The organism is Shewanella sp. MTB7 (genome assembly GCF_027571385.1).
GTDB lineage: Bacteria > Pseudomonadota > Gammaproteobacteria > Enterobacterales > Shewanellaceae > Shewanella.
Window position 1 is genome coordinate 1446766 of sequence record NZ_CP085636.1, and the last position, 20304, is coordinate 1467069.

The 20304-nt window shown below is 41.7% G+C and carries 17 protein-coding genes; 9 read left to right on the plus strand and 8 right to left on the minus strand.

Features of this window, described 5'->3' with window-relative positions:
* Nucleotides 1-2: 2 nt before the first annotated feature.
* Complete coding sequence (locus HWQ47_RS05960) at nucleotides 3-1745, minus strand: tetratricopeptide repeat-containing diguanylate cyclase (protein WP_269970259.1); 1743 nt, start codon at nucleotides 1743-1745, stop codon at nucleotides 3-5.
* Between the two features lie 434 nt (nucleotides 1746-2179).
* Between HWQ47_RS05960 and HWQ47_RS05965 the strand changes: the two genes are divergently transcribed.
* The 3 genes from HWQ47_RS05965 to HWQ47_RS05975 all read left to right on the plus strand — a co-directional run bounded on the left by HWQ47_RS05965 (nucleotide 2180) and on the right by HWQ47_RS05975 (nucleotide 6332).
* Entirely contained in the window at nucleotides 2180-2617 is a 438-nt protein-coding gene (locus HWQ47_RS05965) for a DUF3069 domain-containing protein (RefSeq protein WP_269970260.1), read from the plus strand.
* Between the two features lie 333 nt (nucleotides 2618-2950).
* Entirely contained in the window at nucleotides 2951-4228 is a 1278-nt protein-coding gene (locus HWQ47_RS05970; RefSeq protein ID WP_269970261.1) for an ABC transporter substrate-binding protein, read from the plus strand.
* 13 nt (nucleotides 4229-4241) lie between these two features.
* Complete coding sequence (locus tag HWQ47_RS05975) at nucleotides 4242-6332, plus strand: sensor histidine kinase (RefSeq protein WP_269970262.1); 2091 nt, start codon at nucleotides 4242-4244, stop codon at nucleotides 6330-6332.
* Nucleotides 6333-6611: 279 nt separating this feature from the next.
* Here the strand turns inward: HWQ47_RS05975 and rpiA are convergent, their stop codons facing one another.
* Entirely contained in the window at nucleotides 6612-7268 is a 657-nt protein-coding gene (gene rpiA, locus HWQ47_RS05980) for a ribose-5-phosphate isomerase RpiA (protein WP_269970263.1), read from the minus strand.
* A 263-nt stretch (nucleotides 7269-7531) separates the two neighbouring features.
* On the opposite strand from rpiA, the gene HWQ47_RS05985 reads away from it, so the two are divergent.
* Nucleotides 7532-8461 (plus strand): DUF808 domain-containing protein, encoded by a 930-nt coding sequence (locus HWQ47_RS05985; protein WP_269970264.1) that lies wholly within the window; start codon nucleotides 7532-7534, stop codon nucleotides 8459-8461.
* 268 nt (nucleotides 8462-8729) lie between these two features.
* Nucleotides 8730-9374 carry a peptidylprolyl isomerase gene (locus HWQ47_RS05990; protein ID WP_269970265.1) on the plus strand — a complete coding sequence of 215 codons (645 nt, stop codon included), beginning with the start codon at nucleotides 8730-8732 and terminating at the stop codon, nucleotides 9372-9374.
* Nucleotides 9375-9484: 110 nt separating this feature from the next.
* Here the strand turns inward: HWQ47_RS05990 and HWQ47_RS05995 are convergent, their stop codons facing one another.
* Complete coding sequence (locus tag HWQ47_RS05995; protein WP_269970266.1) at nucleotides 9485-9907, minus strand: CBS domain-containing protein; 423 nt, start codon at nucleotides 9905-9907, stop codon at nucleotides 9485-9487.
* Between the two features lie 182 nt (nucleotides 9908-10089).
* Between HWQ47_RS05995 and HWQ47_RS06000 the strand changes: the two genes are divergently transcribed.
* Together HWQ47_RS06000 and HWQ47_RS06005 are read left to right on the plus strand one after the other, a co-directional pair.
* Nucleotides 10090-11862, plus strand: coding sequence for an alkaline phosphatase D family protein (locus tag HWQ47_RS06000; protein ID WP_269970267.1), 1773 nt, complete (start codon nucleotides 10090-10092; stop codon nucleotides 11860-11862).
* A gap of 255 nt (nucleotides 11863-12117) precedes the next feature.
* Nucleotides 12118-12684, plus strand: coding sequence for a phosphoribosyltransferase (locus HWQ47_RS06005; protein WP_269970268.1), 567 nt, complete (start codon nucleotides 12118-12120; stop codon nucleotides 12682-12684).
* 93 nt (nucleotides 12685-12777) lie between these two features.
* Here HWQ47_RS06005 and HWQ47_RS06010 read toward each other — a convergent pair whose 3' ends face one another.
* Nucleotides 12778-12990, minus strand: coding sequence for a hypothetical protein (locus tag HWQ47_RS06010; RefSeq protein WP_269970269.1), 213 nt, complete (start codon nucleotides 12988-12990; stop codon nucleotides 12778-12780).
* Nucleotides 12991-13182: 192 nt separating this feature from the next.
* Nucleotides 13183-15747 carry an ERAP1-like C-terminal domain-containing protein gene (locus HWQ47_RS06015; protein ID WP_269970270.1) on the minus strand — a complete coding sequence of 855 codons (2565 nt, stop codon included), beginning with the start codon at nucleotides 15745-15747 and terminating at the stop codon, nucleotides 13183-13185.
* A gap of 340 nt (nucleotides 15748-16087) precedes the next feature.
* Here HWQ47_RS06015 and yfcE point away from each other — a divergent pair, with 340 nt between their 5' ends.
* Nucleotides 16088-16636, plus strand: a complete 549-nt coding sequence (gene yfcE, locus HWQ47_RS06020) for a phosphodiesterase (protein ID WP_269970271.1) — start codon at nucleotides 16088-16090, stop codon at nucleotides 16634-16636.
* A 75-nt stretch (nucleotides 16637-16711) separates the two neighbouring features.
* On the opposite strand, the gene lpoB is transcribed toward yfcE, so the two are convergent.
* From lpoB to HWQ47_RS06035, 3 genes are all read right to left on the minus strand, one after another.
* The gene (gene lpoB, locus HWQ47_RS06025) at nucleotides 16712-17305 is read right to left on the minus strand and encodes a penicillin-binding protein activator LpoB (protein ID WP_269970272.1); all 594 of its coding nucleotides are present in this window, start codon (nucleotides 17303-17305) and stop codon (nucleotides 16712-16714) included.
* A 22-nt stretch (nucleotides 17306-17327) separates the two neighbouring features.
* A complete protein-coding gene (locus HWQ47_RS06030) occupies nucleotides 17328-18695 on the minus strand; it encodes a COG3014 family protein (RefSeq protein WP_269970273.1) in 1368 nt (455 codons plus the stop codon).
* Between the two features lie 185 nt (nucleotides 18696-18880).
* Nucleotides 18881-19093: a SlyX family protein gene (locus HWQ47_RS06035; protein ID WP_269970274.1), complete on the minus strand. Its 213-nt coding sequence runs from the start codon at nucleotides 19091-19093 to the stop codon at nucleotides 18881-18883.
* Nucleotides 19094-19427: 334 nt separating this feature from the next.
* On the opposite strand from HWQ47_RS06035, the gene fkpA reads away from it, so the two are divergent.
* The gene (gene fkpA, locus HWQ47_RS06040) at nucleotides 19428-20207 is read left to right on the plus strand and encodes an FKBP-type peptidyl-prolyl cis-trans isomerase (RefSeq protein WP_269970275.1); all 780 of its coding nucleotides are present in this window, start codon (nucleotides 19428-19430) and stop codon (nucleotides 20205-20207) included.
* Nucleotides 20208-20304 lie beyond the last annotated feature (97 nt).

Sequence of the window (20304 nt, forward strand, 5' to 3'; positions counted from 1 at the left end):
GATTAGGCTGTTATCCCACTCAATTGAGTATGGCTGTTCGCGCGGTTTTTACCCGCAATTTTAGCTTCATAGAGAGCGATATCGGCTCGTTGCAGTAGTTCAGAAAATGTCTTGTCTTGTTCTTTTGCTGCAACACCAGCGCTGATCGATATCGTTAATTCTTCTGAATAGCTGGAAAGATCTGTCTTTGAGATTGATTCAACGAATCTATTAGCGATTTTCATCGCTTGATCCAATGTGGTGTTTGGCAGGAGAATAAGAAACTCTTCTCCACCAACGCGCCCGACTAAATCACTCCTTCTCATCATTAGATTACTGGCATTGGCGAGTTCGACCAATACCTTGTCTCCGATATCATGACCAAATTTATCATTAATATTTTTAAAGTCATCTGCATCAAATAGAATGAGTGCTAAGTTCATACTCTTATCAGAAAAAATCCTCTCTGCTTCAGCATATGTCCGTCGGCGATTAGCTAGTTTGGTCAGATGGTCGGTTAGAGCCAAAATGGTCAATAGCTTAGATTTCTCTGCTTGTTTGATGGCTAAAAAAGAGATGAAAAGTAACATGATGACAACTAAAATAAGTACAGCATATTGAAGGTGTTTATTTTGTTTAAGGATCTGGACTTCATGATCTTTCGCCCTTTGTAATTCAATGAGTTGTTTGTTTTCGATCTCAATTTGTTCGGTATTAAAACGTGCGCGCATCTCAGCAGTGCGAGTCGATTGCATTTTTGCATCAAGCTCATTATGCAACTGCAGATACCGTTCTAAAGATTGAAATGCCTTAGGCCAGTCATTCAGTGTTGTGTATACTTGGCTTTCAAGCAGTGATAGTTCTGCCAATCCTCGCTTATTTTGTACTCGTTTGAAAGCCTCACTGGCTTCTGACAGATCAACCAGAGCTTCATTGGCTTCATTGTTGGTTAAGTGAATTTTAGCTTCAAATAGCTTCATAAAACTGTAGAAAATTTCATCGCTTGGGGTAATTGAAGCTTTGGCAAGAGCCAAATAAGCGTTAGCCTCTGAGATCCTATCAAGTTTAAGTAAACTTCCAGATATGTTGACCGCTATTGTGGCTGCGCCGAAACTATCCCCCTGGTTAATCCAATACTCATATGCTTGATTGTAATACTCTATAGCCTGCTCATATTCACCTAATTCTTCATAGGCGATGGCCATTTCAGTGGCCATGCCAATAGCTGAGTCATGATCATTGAGTTTAAGGTATTCCATTTCGAGTTGTTTGTAGTATTTTATGGCTGTTTGAGGATCCCCGAATCGACGATAGCTGGTAGCTAAGTCGGATAGGTTTACCTGACTCCAATGATTAAGGCCAAGATTGTCATATAGGTGCTGGGCGGTAATCAAGTCCTCTAGTGCCATCGAGAAGTTGCCCTGAAATGAGTGCATGGCACCGCGAATACTGCGCGCGTCAGCGATGAGCTTAAATGATTCTATTTGATAGGCTTGTTGTATGACTTCATTGTATTCATCGAGTGCCAGTGGGGCTTGCCCGTTTAATTCATTAAACCAGGCTCTACAGAGTTTAATGTCGAGTAAAGACTCTTGGGATTGTTGCGTATAAGGTTTATCAATTTGTTCATTAGCAAATGCAATCGCTAGAGATCTTTGTTTTTCATCACCGGCATCATAGTTCCAACAAAGTAAAGCCTGTAATCTAAGGTAGTTGGTAATATTTTGTTTAGGTATTCTGGTTTTAAGGTAGATTAGTTTTTGCATAACTTTTTCTTCGGAGAGGGTTGCTCCACTCTCTAGTTCAGTTAACATTTGCTCAATGGACTGAGGTTCATCAGCTTTGGCGCTCGACAAGCCTGCTAAACAGCTTAAAAAGTAAAAATTTAATATTAAGAGGTTTGTCTTGTTAAGCACTATTGTTCCACTCTTCTCTATCATTTATTATTTTTGTTCGCTATTTAACCATATTTATAAGGTTTAATCACTATTAAGCTCATGCTTAATTACCTATATGACAGGATGATTAAGTCACGTTGCAGATAGATTCAAGGGGAGCTATAGGTATCGTATCTGCTCTCTATTTTACAGACTCTTATAAAGGCATTACCATTACACCAATAACGGGCAATGGTAACTATGGCCTGTATATTTATGACACTTTTTCGTTGTCAATTTTAATTAATCTTTAGAGCAAAATCATGATCGATATTACCCCTGAGTACAAAGCTCGAGTTGAGCAAGTTTCGCTAAATGTGTCTAACGTGGTTATTCCAATGGATAAGCTGCCAGATAATCTATTGGAAGCTTATGCAAATCTATGTAATGAACTGGTTGAAGACAGTGATGAGAAATTTGCTAAAGGATGGGAAGCTTTACCCAAGAGTGCAAAAGCTCTGCTACCTCAAGCGGATTTTCATGGTTTCTATATTGCTAATGCTTGGTTGCAATTGAGCCGAGTGGCTCAGAATATTTCTGAGATGGCTGACAGTGATGATGCAATAGCAGAAGATGAATATAGCAATATTTTTACCAAAATCTCAGATGAGTCATTTAAGGATAGTGCTAAGAAACTAAAAAAATCTCGAACAAATAGAGCGCTGCTTAACAGTCTTCGCGCTGTTATCGATGGTAAGTAGTCTTTAAAATGAGTGACTGTCATCATGAATCTGAATTGCAGTCACTCTAACTTTCCAGTTACTCGTTATCACTAGTCTAGCTTTATGAAAGACTTTGTTAAGGGGATTAGAGACAGATAACGGAACGTCTGCATCAAGTGCAAAGACTGCAATAAGCAGTTTAGGGCAAATTTGCGTTACCAAGGTGAAGAAATGAGGGGCGACGGCTCCCTGCTAATCGTTTGTGGATTTCCTAATGACGTAAATCCAATAGCAATTATTCAATCCATATCCTACATTTAGTGAGTAAAGATAAAACCTCCCATCACTCTGAGCAATTAGAGGAACACATAGATGCGAAACATCATTCACTTCTTAGGTATAAGCAGTTTTATGTCTCGGGGATCTCGTCCCTTGAGTCTGGTTACTTACTTCACTTTTTTACGTTTTTTAGCGCTATTGTTGGTGGTGTTTATACACACAAGCACCAATGCCAGAGCGTTAGAGCCAGTGAAAAAAGAAACCTTGCAATTTGGTATGTCAACAGCATTGAGCGGACCTGCTGAGCAGCTAGGTGAGAATATGCTGTTAGGCATCAATATGCGGTTTGAGCAAGAAAATAGCTTGGGCGGCATTAATGGGCGGTTGCTGCATTTGATTGCACTGGATGATGGTTATGAGCCCATTAGGACTGCACCTAATATGCGTACCTTGATTGAGCAGAAGCAGGTGCTCGCTGTGATTGGTAATGTAGGCACTCCCACTGCTATTTCTGCCATTCCGATAGCCAATGAGAAACAGACCTTACTCTTTGCACCTTTTACAGGGGCCGGAGTGCTACGTAAGACACCGCCTGATCGATATATTATCAATTATCGAGCGAGCTATGCGGAAGAAACATCGACTATGGTGGAAGCTTTAATTCAGCATGCTGGTTTGAAACCTGAAGAGATAGCGTTTTTTACACAAAGAGATGGGTATGGTGATGCCGGATACATAGGGGGGATTACGGCTCTATTAAAAAATGGGTTGAAGTCTAAGTCTCTGGTTGTTCATGGTCGATATGAGCGTAATACACTGTCAGTCGACAATGCCCTTGCCGATATTTTATTGGCAGAAACACCGCCGAAAGCCATTATCATGGTCGGGGCATACGCCCCCTGCGCTCGATTTATCAAGCTAGCGAAAGAATCAGGAGTTAATGCACTGTTTTTAAACGTGTCATTTGTTGGGAGTGCGCCTCTTGCGCGTCAACTAGGGGATGATGTTAGTGGTGTTATTGTGACTCAAGTAGTACCTCACCCCGGTAATTATTCAATACCAATAGTTAAGCAATACCGAAATGCGTTAAAGAGCTTTGCGTCGGATATCGAACCTTCTTTTGGCAGTTTAGAAGGATATATTGCTGCAACCATTATGATTAAGGCTTTGAAGACGATAAAAGATAGACCAACGAGAGAGTCACTTATCAATGCCTTAGAGGGGTTAGATCAATTTGATATAGGGATCGGTAACACGCTCTTTTATGATTCCAAAAATCATCAAGCAAGCCATATTGTTTGGCCAACTAGATTGCAAAAGGGCGAGTTTGTCTCCTTTGAGTGGACTGAAATAGCCTCTTTTCTAGATTAATGATGGTTATATTATGATAAAGCCACCGACAGAAGCAAAGCGTGTAGTCAAAATGCTCTGGGCCATAATTGGTCTGACAATTGTCACCTCCATTTGCGTCAATCTGTCCATGGGATGGGGGATCAAAAATCAACGTGATCAGTTAACTCAGTTGTCGGGGGAGACGATTAGGTTTGCTGAACATGAATCAATGGTTCGTTTTGAACTTGGTAAGGGAAGGTTGGCGTTGGTTAAGCTGCTCAATATCGATGAACCGGTAGATGAAGAGGGCGGCACCTTGTCGATCATAAATCTTGAGCGCAGTATTGAGTTCCTTATTAATGCTGATGTATCTCTCACTGACACAGAAAATCAACTTCTTCTAGCCCGTTGGCAATCACTAAAAAATCGGGGACAGGAGTTCAGTCGTTTACTGATTAAAATGCAATTGTGGCGTGGTCGACATGAAGTTTTAAATTTGGATATTAGAGAAAAAATATCACTAAATATGGTCCGCGATCGTTTACTGGAACTTTATGCCTTAATTAATGACTCTGCTGGTCGCGAACGTATTCGCGCTTCTCTTCAAATTAGACAGTATCAAAAGGCGAAAGGCGAAACCGTCAATTTACTTGCTAAAGAGATTGTCGATATTTACCTGAAAAAGCTTAGAGGGGGGCGGGATAACCTTCAAGTTGAGATCGCGGGTATCCAGCAGTTAGTCGAAGTCCTTGATGGGGTAAATCAATATGATCAGCTAACGGATATTAAAGACAACAAATTAAAACCCGGATTAGAGCGTTTACAACAAGATATTGAAAAGGCCTTTACTACCAGTGATATTAACGGCGTTGCTGAACTTGAAGCACTCAGGGTTTCTCTATTTGGTCAAGACTATGTGATAGATGAAAAACACCAAACTATTAATGTTAGCCAAGGTGGTTTTTATACTCTTCGGCAAGATTTTTTGTCGATGCAATTGGAAAAACAAGAGTTTAAAGAGGAATTAGAAGCTTTAGTACTGGATATCGAGCAGGAGTTAGCCAGCTTTGTCTTACTGGAACAAACTCGGCAAAAGTTGATGGATCAACGTTCGGGAGATGAGCTAACTGCGACATGGACCTGGGTGTTGGCATTGAGCTTGATTGGCACATTTATTTTTCTCATCTTAATCCGTAGAGTATTTACGGCAATTGAAAAACAGGTTGCAGCACTTGCTATTTTGAGGCAAAAAGCAGAAAAATCAAAGCGAACAGCTGAAGCCGCATTGAACAAATTGGATCTTGCTCAAGAGACCTTAATTCAGTCTGAACAAATGGCGGCATTAGGCACCTTAGTTGCGGGTGTAGCTCATGAAGTGAATACTCCAATAGGGGTCTGTGTTACTGCTATCTCTACTATGAAGGAGGAGATGGCAAAGCTTGAGAATGACTATAATAATGAGTGCCTTGAACATGAAGGAATAGAAAATTATTTTGAAGTCAGTAAAGTCGCTGAATCATTAATCACTAACAACTTAACAAGAGCAAGCGATCTTATTCGAAGCTTTAAACAAGTGGCTGTCGGTCAGCATGTCGATGATAGAGTCACCTTTGAATTGACCTCATTTATTGAGGAATCCATGATTAGCCTTAAACATGAATTGAAGATGGGTAAGCATCAATTGAAGGTTAAAGGTACAGGCTCAATTTATGTTCACGTTACGCCAAATAACATATGGCAGATAGTCAGTAACCTGGTTCTCAATGCCGTTCGCCATGCTTTTAGTCAGCGAACTGCTGGTACCATTAATATAGAGGTTGGAGAGATCTCCAATAATGTTTTTTTCTCCGTTGAGGACGACGGGCATGGTATGAATGAGGAGACAATGAAGAAATGTTTTGATCCTTTTTATACTACGGCCAAAATGACAGGAGGCAGTGGACTGGGACTCTCTATCGTGCATAACTTGATAACAGAGGGGCTAGGTGGGAACATTGATGTTGAGTATAAAAATAGAGAGAAAGGGGTGAAATTTATCATTGTTTTCCCCAGCGGGATCAGTGACGATCAATCCGAATCGATAGAAGAAAGTGAAGAGCTTCATTCAATAAACACTCTTCCTATCGAACCTATAAAAGAGTAAATATACCAATAAATTCAATGCTAAATATCCTATTTCCCATTGCTCACTTTCAGAGATGTTGCAGACGTTTTAATCTGAATAAGATGTTTGAGCTTTCCCCAAACAGTGAGGAAAGAAATGTTAATGATTAATTTTGTTAACGATAAACGACAAAGAAGATATGACCTTCAATAGCACAGTTTAATTTTATGAGATTAAAGCCACCTTATAAGTAAGAGTGGCTTTATGATTTCAAGCTAGATAGCAAAGTTATTAAATTGACTGATATTAGATAACGGTTTATTTAACCGTTTTAACTCCATCAGGTGTCCCGATTAATAAGACGTCTGCTCCGCGATTAGCGAATAAACCATTTGTCACCACGCCCACAATTTTGTTGATCTGATCTTCAAGTTCTTTTGGTTTCATTATTTTCATGTTGTACACATCAATAATAATGTTGCCGTTATCGGTAATCACGCCTTCGCGGTACACAGGGTCCCCCCCGAGTTTTACTAGTTGGCGAGCGACATATGAGCGTGCCATAGGGATAACTTCAACAGGAAGTGGGAATTCACCCAAAATATCAACTTGTTTGGTGTTATCGACGATGCAGATAAATTTTCCTGCAACGGCTGCGACAATTTTTTCACGAGTTAATGCAGCACCGCCACCTTTGATCATGTCCATATGCTCATTGATCTCATCGGCGCCATCGACATACACTGAAAGTTCGTCGACAGAATTAAGATCATATACCGGGATCCCAAGGGCTTTCATTTTCTGTGTTGATGCTTCTGAGCTGGATACAGCTCCCTCTATATCAGCTTTGATTGTTGCTAAGGCATCAATAAAGTGATTGACAGTAGAACCTGTGCCAACACCTACGATACTGTCTCTTTCTACATATTCTAGTGCAGCCCAACCGGCGGCTTTTTTCATCTCATCTTGTGTCATACTGGCATCCTGTAAGGAGTATTTTATGAAATTCTGTTTCTATTATACGCTTACACTAGGATAGCTGTCAGCTTTGGGCTGCCATTTTTACCTATGAGTACTATCAGCTACGTTACGACATTTTATCCTATGAGTTTGTTTTACCTTTTGAGAAAAACCTAAGTGGATTAATTTGATGCTCAGGAGTAACTTGTTGCTATCTGTATTTATCTTCTCTTTCTCATTTAGTGTTTGAAAGAGTCAATAGACCTAAGGGAGTTATTATGGCAGGAGCGAGCTTACTGACCTTGTTAGATGATATCGCAGCAATCTTAGATGATGTGGCTTTAATGAGTAAAGTGGCTGCGAAGAAGACGGCAGGCGTATTAGGTGATGATTTAGCGCTAAATGCACAACAGGTCTCTGGCGTTAGTGCTGATAGAGAGTTGCCTGTGGTCTGGGCGGTTGCCTTAGGGTCGTTGAAGAATAAATGTATTTTAGTTCCTGCGGCATTGCTCATTAGTGCTTTTATTCCACAAGCTATAACACCGCTTTTGATGTTTGGTGGCCTGTTTCTTTGCTATGAGGGATTTGAGAAGCTCCATCACACCTATAGCCATAAACGGGCTCAGCAGGGAAAGCAAGAGGATGAAGCCATTCCTGTTGTTGATGATTTAGTTGCTTATGAAAAGGTGAAAATAAAGGGAGCAATTCGTACCGATTTTGTTTTATCAGCTGAGATTATTGCTATTAGTTTAGGTGTGGTGGTCGAGGCGAGTTTTTTAACTCAAGTACTGACTTTGTCGGCGATTGCATTGTTGATGACCATAGGTGTTTATGGCTTAGTTGCAGGGATTGTGAAGCTGGACGATTTGGGTCTTTATCTGAATAGGAAAGAGGGGAAAGGTGTCTTTACGCGATTTGGCCGTTGGTTTGGTGGTGGGTTAGTCAATGCTGCCCCATATCTGATGAAAGGACTGACAGTGGTGGGAACCATTGCGATGTTTATGGTCGGTGGGGGTATCTTAACCCATGGGCTGCATGTGGTGAGTGAGTTGTTTGCACATATTGCTATTTTGGTTGGTGAATTGGCTGTTGTTGGGCCTACATTTGCTTATATCACACCAAGCTTGCTTAACACTTTATTTGGGGTTATTGCTGGTGCCCTTGCGTTGGCTTTTATTTCTGGGATTCAGAAAGTACGAGGCAAGTAAGCGAGTGCTCATTGGCAAGCTAAACAGCTGTTATTCATTTCTAATTCCCAACTCTCGGCGCAATAATCTCACTAGGTGAGTATTGGTCGTGTGGTTGGGAATTTGCTAATCTAAGTTCATATCCACGTTAACTTCTTCAGTAACACTTTGTATCTAGCATTGTGTATGCGCGCACTTAAATATAACATCCTATCAACCTTTGACTGTCATAGTGTCAACGCTTCCCCAAGGATTTGGAAGCAGATGCTCAATAGGAAATAAAATAACAATGAAGAAGTTACTATTAAGTTTAGTCATGGGCTCTACCTTAGTTGCCTGTGGTGGTGGCAGCGATTCTGCGGATACAAGTCCTCCAACCCCCACTCCAGTTCCTGATCTTGCTGCCGATGTTTGTTACCTGATGGACACTAGCATGGGAACGGTTAAACTGGCTGTCGATCTGACTAACACGCCGATAACTGGTCAAAACTTTAAGCAATATGTAGATGAGGGTTTCTACGATGGTATGATATTCCATCGCGTGATTTCTCAGTTTATGGCGCAAACAGGTGGGTTTACTCCGGGTTTAGTTTATAAAACAGGTCGTGATCCTATCGTCAATGAATCGAATGTGGGCATTAGTAATACCCGGGGTACTCTAGCGATGGCTCGTACGAGTGCAGCCAATTCAGCGACCTCACAGTTTTTTATCAACTCAGTGGATAATGACTTCTTAGATAAAGAGCACGCATCAGATGGTGTTGGTTATGCGGTCTTTGGTAAGGTGATTGAGGGCTTGGAAGATGTGATCGATCAGATTGACATTGTAGATACAGATGATACTAAAGATCCCAACGGTAACAATTTCAGCGATGTTCCTGTCGAAGATATTGTGATAAATAGTATTGCTGAAACGATTTGTCCAAGCGTGTAGAGTGACGAGGTAATATTTGAATGAATGTAAGCTAGGGGCGGTAGCTCCTAGCTTTTTTTATTTCAAAGATTCATATTCAAGTCACTTGAAAGTGAGGACTTAGTGGGGATTCATTGGCTTTTAAGTAGCTCAGCGCACAGCTTTACAAAGTCTGATGAAGTCACGATGCCCTCTATCTTACCTTTAGCATCGACAACGGGCAGACAACCAAGTTTGTTGTCGATGAAGTATTCAGCGACGATGGTAAGAGGCTCATCTTTATTCAGTCGTTGGAAGTCTGATTCCATTAATGTTTGGATCCCTTGATGACGCTCTTTTTTCTCTAGCGCATCAGCCCCATATTTATAGATTATCGACATGACAGTGCTGATCATTTTCTTATGGGTCAATATTCCCACTAAGGTCCCGTTAGATTCTGAAATCACTGGCAGATGGCGTACGCCACGGTTCTTCATTAGGTCGTGAGCATCTTTTAAGCTGGCTTCATGACTAATACATACGAGCTGAGTACTCATTATATTACTGACTTTCATCGAACAACTCCTTTTAATGCATTGACTTACCAATTCTATTATACCAACTAAAAGGCTTCCATTACTGTAAATAGATCAAACCTGTGGATTTTTGTCGCACGAATGTCATAGTGGTGTTACTAAATAAATACTCGTTAGACCTCTTACCACTATGAGATGACAAATATAAAGGGATAATAATAATGAATCGGTCTTTTACACGTCGTGATTTTTTAGCCATATCGGCTAAAGGTGTAGGTGCAGCAGTTGTTTCTTATGGCTTGATGGGCTGTAGTAGCAGTGATGATGAAGATAATAATGCAAATCAAGCTAGCTTTATTCATGGTATTGCCAGTGGCGACCCTAGTCATAGTGCCGTGATTTTATGGACGCGAGCCACGCCAAGCAGCGAAGGTGAGGTTAAGGTTAGTTGGGAAGTTGCGACAGATTCAGGTTTTACTGATCTGGTGACCAATGGTGAAATGATCACCACAGCAGATCGTGATTATACCGTAAAGGTTGATGCCATAGGGCTAACTTCAGGTACGGTTTATTATTATCGCTTTACATCGGGGGAAAATATCTCAGAAGTTGGGGTGACGCGTACTCTACCTGAGGGTGTTGTGGATTCAGTAAAGCTAGCTGTGATGTCATGCGCAAATTTCCCTGCGGGCTATTTTAATGTCTATGAGCTTGCGGCTCAGCAGGAGGAGCTCGATGCTGTGGTACACCTCGGGGATTATATCTATGAGTATGCGCGTGGAGAGTACGCTAGTGAAAATGCCGCTGAGTTTGACCGTGAAGTATTGCCAGTAGGCGAGCTGTTCACATTAGGTGATTACCGTACCCGATATGGACAGTATCGCGGTGATGCCAGTTTACAAAAGCTGCATGCTAAAGTGCCATTCATTACCGTATGGGATGACCACGAAGTCGCGAATGATACCTGGTCTGAGGGAGCTGAAAACCATAACGAAGGTGAAGGGGATTTTGACACCAGAAAGGCTGGTGCCCTACAAGCCTATTTCGAGTGGTTGCCTATCCGTCCGTGGCGCGAAGGAAACCATGAGGAGATCTACCGCTCTTTTAGTTTCGGTGACCTTGTCGATCTGCATATGATGGATACACGAGTATTGGCCCGTGATAAGCCTCTGGATTATGTTGATTATATCGACCCAGCAACTCAAGCTATCGACAGTGCAAAGTTTATGGCCGACGTTACCAGCAGTGATCGCACTATGCTAGGCCAAGATCAGCTACAGTGGTTGCAGCAGACTCTGCTAACCGCGACTGGCAAATGGCAAGTGCTAGGTCAGCAAGTATTAATGGGAAGAATGCTATTGCCGGCAGCAATTGCGACGCAACAGTTGAGTATTGCCCAGTTTGCTGAGTTAGGTGCAATCGCTCAGCTTGCAGCTCGTGCTCAAGCAAATGATCCGACTTTGACCGCGAGCGAATACAGTTTTCTTATCGGTAACCAGCATAAGTTAACACCAGAGGTGATGGCCCTATTGCAGATGCCTAGTATCCCTTACAACTTGGATGCTTGGGATGGATATGCCTATGAGAGAGAAGTTATCTTAGGGACTGCAAAATCAAAGGGCTGTAACTTGGTTGTCATTGCTGGTGACACTCATAATGCGTGGGCAAATGAGCTTAGCGATGCGGCGGGGGATGCTGTCGGTGTCGAGTTTGCTACTAGTTCAGTATCTTCTCCTGGTCTCGAATTTTACTTAGGGATCCCGGAAGATCAGCAAACGGCCACTGAGGCTGGGGTGGCTCAAATGGTAGCGGGTCTTAAATATACCAATTTGCGTGATCGCGGTTTTATGGTGCTGACATTTACTGCTGAGCAAGTACGCAGTGATTGGCATTTTGTCGATACCATTTCATCGACAGAGTTTAGTGAGAATATGGATAAGCGTTACAGTGCGGTTACTCAGCTTGGCTCGACAACAATACTCCCAGCAGGTTAACGTCCTACTTTAGATGATAAAGCCACCTTAGCTGATAGCTAAGGTGGCTTTTTAATATTCTGATAAAATAAAATATGCGCAAAGTTTCAAGATTCAACTTTAAATAGAGCATAAAATTGTTTTTTAGTTTAAAATTTTGCTCCAAAATCTGGTAGGTACTAATTATCCGTACTCTATTAAAGAGAGGAGCGTCTATTTCCATCTTTTGGATAGCGGCCCCTACTATATATACCAATAACAAGATGGGATGGTCAGATGTCAGATAAACAATTTATCACTGCTCAGGGGTTACTTGAAGATTCATTTCGCTTGGCAGCGCAAGTATATGAGAGCGGTTTTCGTCCTCAATTTATCGTCGGCATTTGGCGCGGTGGTGCACCTATAGGTATCGCAGTTCAGGAATATTTCGATTTTAAGAAAGTAGAAACTGATCATATCGCAGTTCGTACTTCCTCCTACTACGGTATAGGCACAGACAAACAGAGTAAGCAAATCAAAGTCCACGGTCTGCACTATATTGTTGAAAATGCCAACGCTAGTGATGGTCTTCTAATTGTCGATGATGTGTTCGATTCGGGCCGCAGTATCCATGCCCTTATGGAAAACTTAAGTGAATTAATGCGTTTGAACATGCCTAAAGATGTTCGTATCGCTTGTCCTTACTACAAGCCAAAAAATACTGCAGTGCCGTTAAAGCCTGACTATTTTGTTCATGAGTCGGAAGAGTGGTTGGTTTTCCCCCATGAAGTCTCTGGTTTGACACCTGAGGAGATTGCCGAAGGTAAAGGCGATCTTAAAAATATCAAAGAGCTTTTTGTTTAACATCATTTTGGTATATTGAGTTTGCTAGATGAGATAGCGGTGATAAATGAGCCAGCTTTGATGCTGGCTTTTTTACGTTTGTAATTGAAGAGACTAGAGCGAATTTATTTGCTGGTTAAGTTGATATGATTTATCTGTCACTATGGTTTCCAGCGTGGCCACTCTGTCCTGAAGCTTTACAAGTTCAGCTTTTAATTCATCCATGTCGCTGGAATCCACACTTCCTTTGCGTTTGTTATATTCTTTATAAGCGCTTACTGAAAAAGCGCCAATGATAGCGATTGCTGCAATTTCGAAAGGTCCCATAAGCTAAACTCCTGTTTACTATTTTGCTGAATGGTATCAGCTCTGTATTAAAATGTATCAAGCTGAGCATGTTAATACAAACACCATGCCAAAAATAAAAGTCCCCACTTATCATGATATTAAATATTCATTCTTGTTGGAATCAAGTCACAACTGTATTTTAGTGGTCAGTATGACTAAGTTTTAGTTAAGTTACTGAAGTAACCGATCCTTGATTCTTATGCAACGAAGCTCCTCTTGGTGGGCTTTGCGAAGAGCATTATAGGTGACTTTTGATAATGTGGGTTTATCTGACTCTTGAGAGAGCTGAGCTGAATATTTAATCAAAGCCTTGTCAAGAGTAACAATGCCTCTGCGATCGCATTGAGTGGGGATCAAGTAACTTACATAGCGTTGCATAAATGCAGCATGCTTTCGGTTATCCAGTTCGCCTAAGTTATCGATTCTAAGTGTAGAGGTTATCGCACTCTGTTGCTTTTGTTCACTTGGATAGAGGTAAGGAATGACGGTATCTAGTGTTAAATCGTCGAAGCGTTCATTACTATGAATCCGAGTTAACCAGTGTTCTTTTAGATTGGTTTCAGGTCGAGAAATTGAGGCTGAGATGGAGGCGTTTACACCCGTTTGTGAACTGTCTTTTTTCTTTTCGGCCAACAGTAAATCTTTACTCTTGATATGATCATAACGGTTAATTTGATGGATAATTTTCCAGCGAGTCTCTTGGTTTAGTGTTAGTCCGTTAATTTTAGTCGAGCCTTCAATTAACTGGATTAAATGTTCGAGTGCTTGGTGACTGCTGGAAAACTGAATATAAGCATTAAACCAGATCTGTTGAAGCGCTGGTTTATCTTGGTAGAACATAGACTTTCTCAGGCTCATCTGTTCTAGCCCTTTAAGTGCTCTGCGAGTGTAACTTAGGTGTATGGGATACATCAGGTTCAGATAAACTTTGCTTTGAATAAGGGTTTGTAACACCTGAACTAACACACTGCTGTCTTGTTCTTGGGGCAAGTTAATGAATACGGCACCTAAATATTGATCCAGTGGAAGTTCTCCATTTAAGACACTCTCCCATAGGCTTTGCCATAACATGGACTTAAGCAATGGATCCTGCACTTTATTGAGCTCAAGCATTGCAGTCTTGGCCGATGTTTCATCGAGTACGGCTTTTACATAACCCCAATCATGCTCGTTGGGATAAACAAGATCTGGACATCTAACCCCGATAAGCCGCTTGATATCTGTTTTAGCCCCCCAATAGGTGACAACAACATCTAGGTTGCGATGTAGCTGAGATCGGCCCTTAGTGTATAAACCTAATGTCACTTTCTGTTCTGGTAGTTTTTGTAGTTCTGTATGTTTATTGTTAGTCGGTGATTGTAGTAGGCTAAAAGCCGTTATGCGGTTGTTACTGCACCTAAAGTCAACCTTAATACTGTTTACACCTACTTGTTGTAACTGGCTCACTTCCCAGTGACTAAGATCCCGTTTAGTGCTTATCTCAAGCTCAGTTATAAAGGCTGCTAGCGTGACTGGATTGCGCGCATGTGATTGCAGTAGCGTTGTCAGTGCCAGTTTGAATTTTTCAGTGCCAAATTGATACTCCAACTGCTTGAGAATCGCGACGCCCTTGTATGAGTTTGTTAAGGTGTGTTTGTCTGTATCTTGATATGTAGTAAGTAAACTATCTTGCGCGTAAGCGTAGCGTTTGTTGTTCAGATAGAATTGGTGCCAAATCTGTGGGAATTCACCGGTAGCGGCCAAAGATTGTGTCGTCATGTAGAGCACTAAACTATCGAGCATAGTGTCTTTGGTTAACACTCCATTTTGAGACCAATAATAGTCTGTGAGACTATTTACCCATTGTGAGGCCACGCCATAGCTGATGCCTGAAATTAAGCTTTGTCTTATTGTCTCAGTTACTTGTTCGCCCGCTGGAATGGTTTTTTCATAAAAGCTGCTCATTCCAGCGCTGGCGATGACCTTGTGGGGCGTGGAGCTATTATAAGGGCTAATAATCTGATCGTACTTCTGATAAGGGTAGGGAGTCCCAAAACGTTCGGTAAAATCAATCAGCTGATCCTTGATTATAGAAAACCACAGAGAAGCATCAATAGTTTCTTTGTTGGATTGTCGAGTCATGAGCCTTAGATTGAAGGTCTGTATCTTGTCTTGCCAAACTTTAAAGGGCCCTGCATAGAGAGGAAGTTGTTCGGCGCTTAGTTTTGGGCTTGCTGGAAATTGCCAGAGATTAAATTCACCTTTCTCTGTGATCTCTGTTTCTTTCATGGTGGTAATTAAGGTCCAGCTTTTGGGTGCACTAATACTCAGCTGGTAACTGGCTTTCAGGGAGGCTTGCTTGAACTGTGGGAGCAGTAGACTCGTATTGTCTTCATTAAAATCTGAGTATAAGTAGACTCGATTGTCACTCGGGTCTACCACGCGGTTCAATCCGCTATTTTGGGCAGCCAAGGTGCCAGAGTAATTTATTTCAATACTATTGCTGCCATTATTCAATAAGCGTTGGTTTAGTTGGAAGTGTTTACCATCATAATTGGGGTAGATCTTATGGCCATTGATATTGAAAGAGTGAACCTGTGCCTGCTTAAGCGCTAAGCTGAGTGGACGTTGGCTATCTACAAGATTGAACTTTATCTTGCTGATTGCGCTAAATTCCGGCTTCTCACTAATGGACAGCATTAGTTGGTAGCTGAGTTCAGAGATTTGCTGTCGGTGCTTTGTTTTATTTCTTTCCACATTGCTCTGTGCTTGTGCGAAAGCTGTTGTACAGAAAAAGATGGTCAGAGAGAGAAAAGAGGTAAGGCTGACACGCAACAGATCCAAAGCTAACTTCCTATATTATCGTTATTTGGGCTAAGGTTACCCGATTTAACATAGTTTGTTGACAATTTCTACTCGGTTATTGCTTGTTTAACGATAAATGGCCTGCCACTGGTAGTAAAAATGTTGATGCAAGGTCAACCTAAGAGTGAACAGACTCTATGGCTATTCATCTTTCTAGCATGGACAAAGTTAACAGTAATTATGGCAAAATAAGCGTATTATACCGCTCCAATTCTTACCACAGATCTGCCCTATGAAACTATTTTTCGCCTCAGATATTCACGGTTGTTTCGAGAGTGCACAGAGGATGATGGCTGCCTTCGAACAGAGCGGTGCTCAGCACTTATTGCTATTAGGCGATATTCTCAACCATGGTCCGAGAAATGCTATCCCTCAAGGCTATGCGCCGTTGAAAGTGGTTGAGCTACTTAATGCATATGGGGATAAGATCGTTGCAGTGCGGGGCAATTGCGACAGTGAAGTGGATCAGATGCTGCTTAATTTTCCAATGATGGCGGATTACAACTGGGTATTGCTCCCTGATGGTCGGCGACTCTTTCTTACTCATGGACATCTTTATCGCGACGATAATTCGGCGTACCTTAACGCTGGAGACATCATAGCCTCGGGACACACACATCTAGCGGTTGCCGAAAAGCTGGGCGAGATAATCCTCTTTAATCCAGGTTCAGTGACGATTCCTAGAGGTGAGGATAAGGCAAGTTATGGCCTGCTTGAAGATAATAGATTGAGTGTGATGACGTTCGATGGGGATGAGATAAGCAGTTGTATGCTAGATTAAAGTGATAAATGCCAATCGGAAAATCGATTGGCATTTTGCTAAGGCATTGTGTACGTTTTAGCCGTTAAGGGCGTATTATAAACCTAGAAACGACTTAGATTTTACTTTACGGATCTCTTTCTCATCAGACCATTCTATTAAGCCTGTTTCCAGATCCATCAAACGCATGGTCATCTTGTAGTAAACATCTTTAGTGCTACCGTCCTGCTTCACGATGCTGGAAAGATTGCCATAAAGCATATACTGAGCGCCAATTTGACGACCAAAACTGATGGCCGTTGATGGGTCAACCATGCCTGCATTGTTCTGATAATCCAACTGCTTGCGAACCGAATCAACCTTAGTCATATCGATAAAGCGAAATTTGCCGGATCTTAGTAGCTTATTGCTGATTGAATCGGTAACAGATTCTGTATCGATATGTTCAGAGGTTTTGTTTTTGATCTTGTCGACAAAAATAATGGGACGATCGTTAGCCGTTAATACCATCACAGGAGGGAAAGTCAGCATACTATCAACCATCTTAGCCGTGATAGCTTGTAGATCGGTAGAACCAAAGTTTTCATTAACGGTTTCCACTTCAGTGGCATCCCCGTATTGCACTTTAGATTGGCAACCTGCGAGTCCGATAGCGGCTGCTAGTAGAAAAATAAGTTTGAAATGTTTCATAATAAATTCCATTAGACGTTGATTATATGATTATTGAATAAAAACGGGTGTAATTACCAGTGTCGATCACCCAAACCAATGTAGTTCTTCCACTTTTTACCTCTATTTCTGCGGTAGAAGATCCGTCGAGCTGGATTGAATACTCTCCTTGATTAAGGTAAGTACGTACTATTTGAGCTTGCTTGGGTAAAGTTAACCAACTGCGGCGATCTGCCTGCTCTGTGACGACATTGAATATCTGCATGGCGATTGAGCCAAAATCGGTTTCATTGTTGCGGGATTTTGATTCGCTACGAACTCTCCTTGCCATCTCAGCTTTAGCATAAGCTCTGGCAGCTTGACGAACTAAGGCGGCAGGCAGTTCTTCTTTTAATGCCGTAATGGCCAGAGCGTCGATATTGGCTATCGGTGAGGCCGTTAATGTTTTACCTAGTCCTTTTATTTTCCCGTTGGGAATTGGGCGAGAGTTTAAAGGATAAGTCGCCAGTGAGGCCGTTTGCCAGCTGCCGTTTACACGAAAAGGAACGGTAAGACTTTGCTTTTCATCTACGAAGCCGCGCTCGATTAGCATGATCACTTCTCCTTGACCTTTTTTCGCTAAGTTAGCCTTACCCCAACGCTTTTCAAATTCATCAGCCTGAGGCATAGCAAGTTGCTTCGCTAACCTGACGAGATCCTTTTGTAGATAAGGATTATTAGGAGATATTTGTGCTGCTTTACGATAATCGATAAAGGCATCATTTGGCTCGCCTAATACCTCGTGGAGCACTCCGGTGATGTAATAACTATAGGCGTTTAAAAATGAACTGGTTACCGTTCCTGCAGCTTGGCCTAACTTATTTACCTCTGCATCTATGGTACCGTTGGCAATGGCCTGTACCGACGCGTTAGATTTCTGATATTTGGCTTGTTCAGAGCTTTGTAAGTTGTTGCTACGCCGGACTTCTACCAAGGCACCTTCTTTATCACCACTGAAGAGGTAATTGAGCGCTTGATACTGATGCAACATGATGCGTTCGTAGCCTGGGCCACGATAGGGGATCACATTATCATTGATAAATAAACTGCTAGCGGTGGCGCCGAGCTCGGAGGCACTGAGGGTCGCTTGATCGTCAAAGGCTAAATAGTCAGATACCGCAGCTTGGTAAAATAACTTGCTGGCTTCAAAATCCCCGGCTATTTGGGCGACTCTACCCGCTTCCTGAGCATAAAGTAGGCCATCGGCTCCTGAAATCTTATCGGTAAGATCGTCAATATCTTTGGTTGGCTCATTAGTATTGATCTGAGCTTTAACTGGGGATATTTGAGAGGGATAATTAATGAAAATACTGTTAAATGCGCAGCCGGAAAGCAGTAAGCTGAACAGTGGGATGAGTAGCCACTTCTTCATTGTACAGTCTCGATTGGACTTACTTGCTGCATACTCTTCCCTATGTTTTGGATTGTATCGAACATCATACCCTTAAACATTCATATTATACACGCAAGCTAAACATCAGATTTAAACACAATAAAGCTGAATAAACACTGACTCATTACCTTGCTAGGTTGGCTAAATTGAGTCAGTGAGTTGAATTAATAATGAGGTGGTGGTGCCTCTTCTGACTGAGATGCCATATTGCTCGGCTCTACACTCTGAAGCTTACTGATAAGTAAACGCAGTTGTTGCTGTTGAAATGCAAGTAGATCGTTTAATTTGATCATTTGCTGGTCGAGTTCTTCGATGGTGCTTTCTTGGAAGGCTAGTTTCATCTCAAGATCTTCGACTCTTTGGGCTAATTGTTCCATTTTTTCCTCTAATGGACAGATACTGGCTAAATTTTGATTTGGCCGTTTATGATCTTATTAAGATCCTTGTTTGCGACAGAGTATACAACGGCTGCTTTAATTTGAGCAATATGGGGACTGACTTACGGGTAAAGCAAACGGTAAAAAGTAACCGAAAGCTATTTTTGATGAACTTGATCCCAAAGTTGTTGTCTGTAGCCTAGTTGAGGTACATTTGATGCCGAAAATGAAACTTCAGTAATGTAATTGGAATATCATATTTAACTAGTATAAAGTGGTTCGCCTAAATAGAGTTAGGTTATTGCCACGACAAAAAGATGCTGAGGAAGCTTTAATGAAATCAATTTACAAAATATCACTGGTTGCGTTGGCCGTAATGGGCCTGTCAGCTTGTAATCAAGATCAAAAAACAACTGAAACTGTTGCTAATGTTGAATTGACAACAGAGGCACAGCAACAAGCATACAGCGTTGGGGCATCAATTGGTAAGTATATGTCTGGTCATATCAAAGAGCAGGAAGAGCTTGGCATGCCTGTCGATCGTAGCCTTATCATCACAGGATTCAGTAATGGCTTAAACGATGAGTTAAAGCTGACTGAAGAGGAGATGCAGACGGTACTACAGAGTCTTGATGAGAAACTAAATGAGAAACGTCAGACACAAGCAACAGCTTTAGCTGAGAAAGCGTTAGCAGATAGCGCTGCTTTCCTTGAAGCTAATAAGGTTAAAGAAGGCGTCGTGACAACAGAATCTGGTCTTCAGTATGAAGTCTTAACTCCTGGAACTGGCGAGATGCCTGTGGCAGAAGATACGGTTGAAGTTCATTACGTAGGTACTCTAACTGACGGTACAGAGTTTGATAGCTCAGTTGCTCGTGGTGAGCCAGCTAAGTTCCCGCTCAATCGTGTTATTCCTGGTTGGACTGAAGGTGTACAGTTAATGCCTGTTGGTGCCAAGTACAAGTTCGTGATCCCAGCTGAACTTGCTTACGGTGAGAATGATACTGGTACTATTCCTGCAAATTCAACCTTAGTATTTGAAGTTGAACTTCTCTCTATCGAGAAAGCTGCAGCTCCTACTGCTGAAGCAGCAACAGAAGTACAAGCTCAATAATTTGAATATGTTTTTGTAGCAATTAAGGACGCTTATTTAAGCGTCCTTTTTTATGTCTGGAACATTTATGCCGATTTTCCATGGATGGATTAAAATC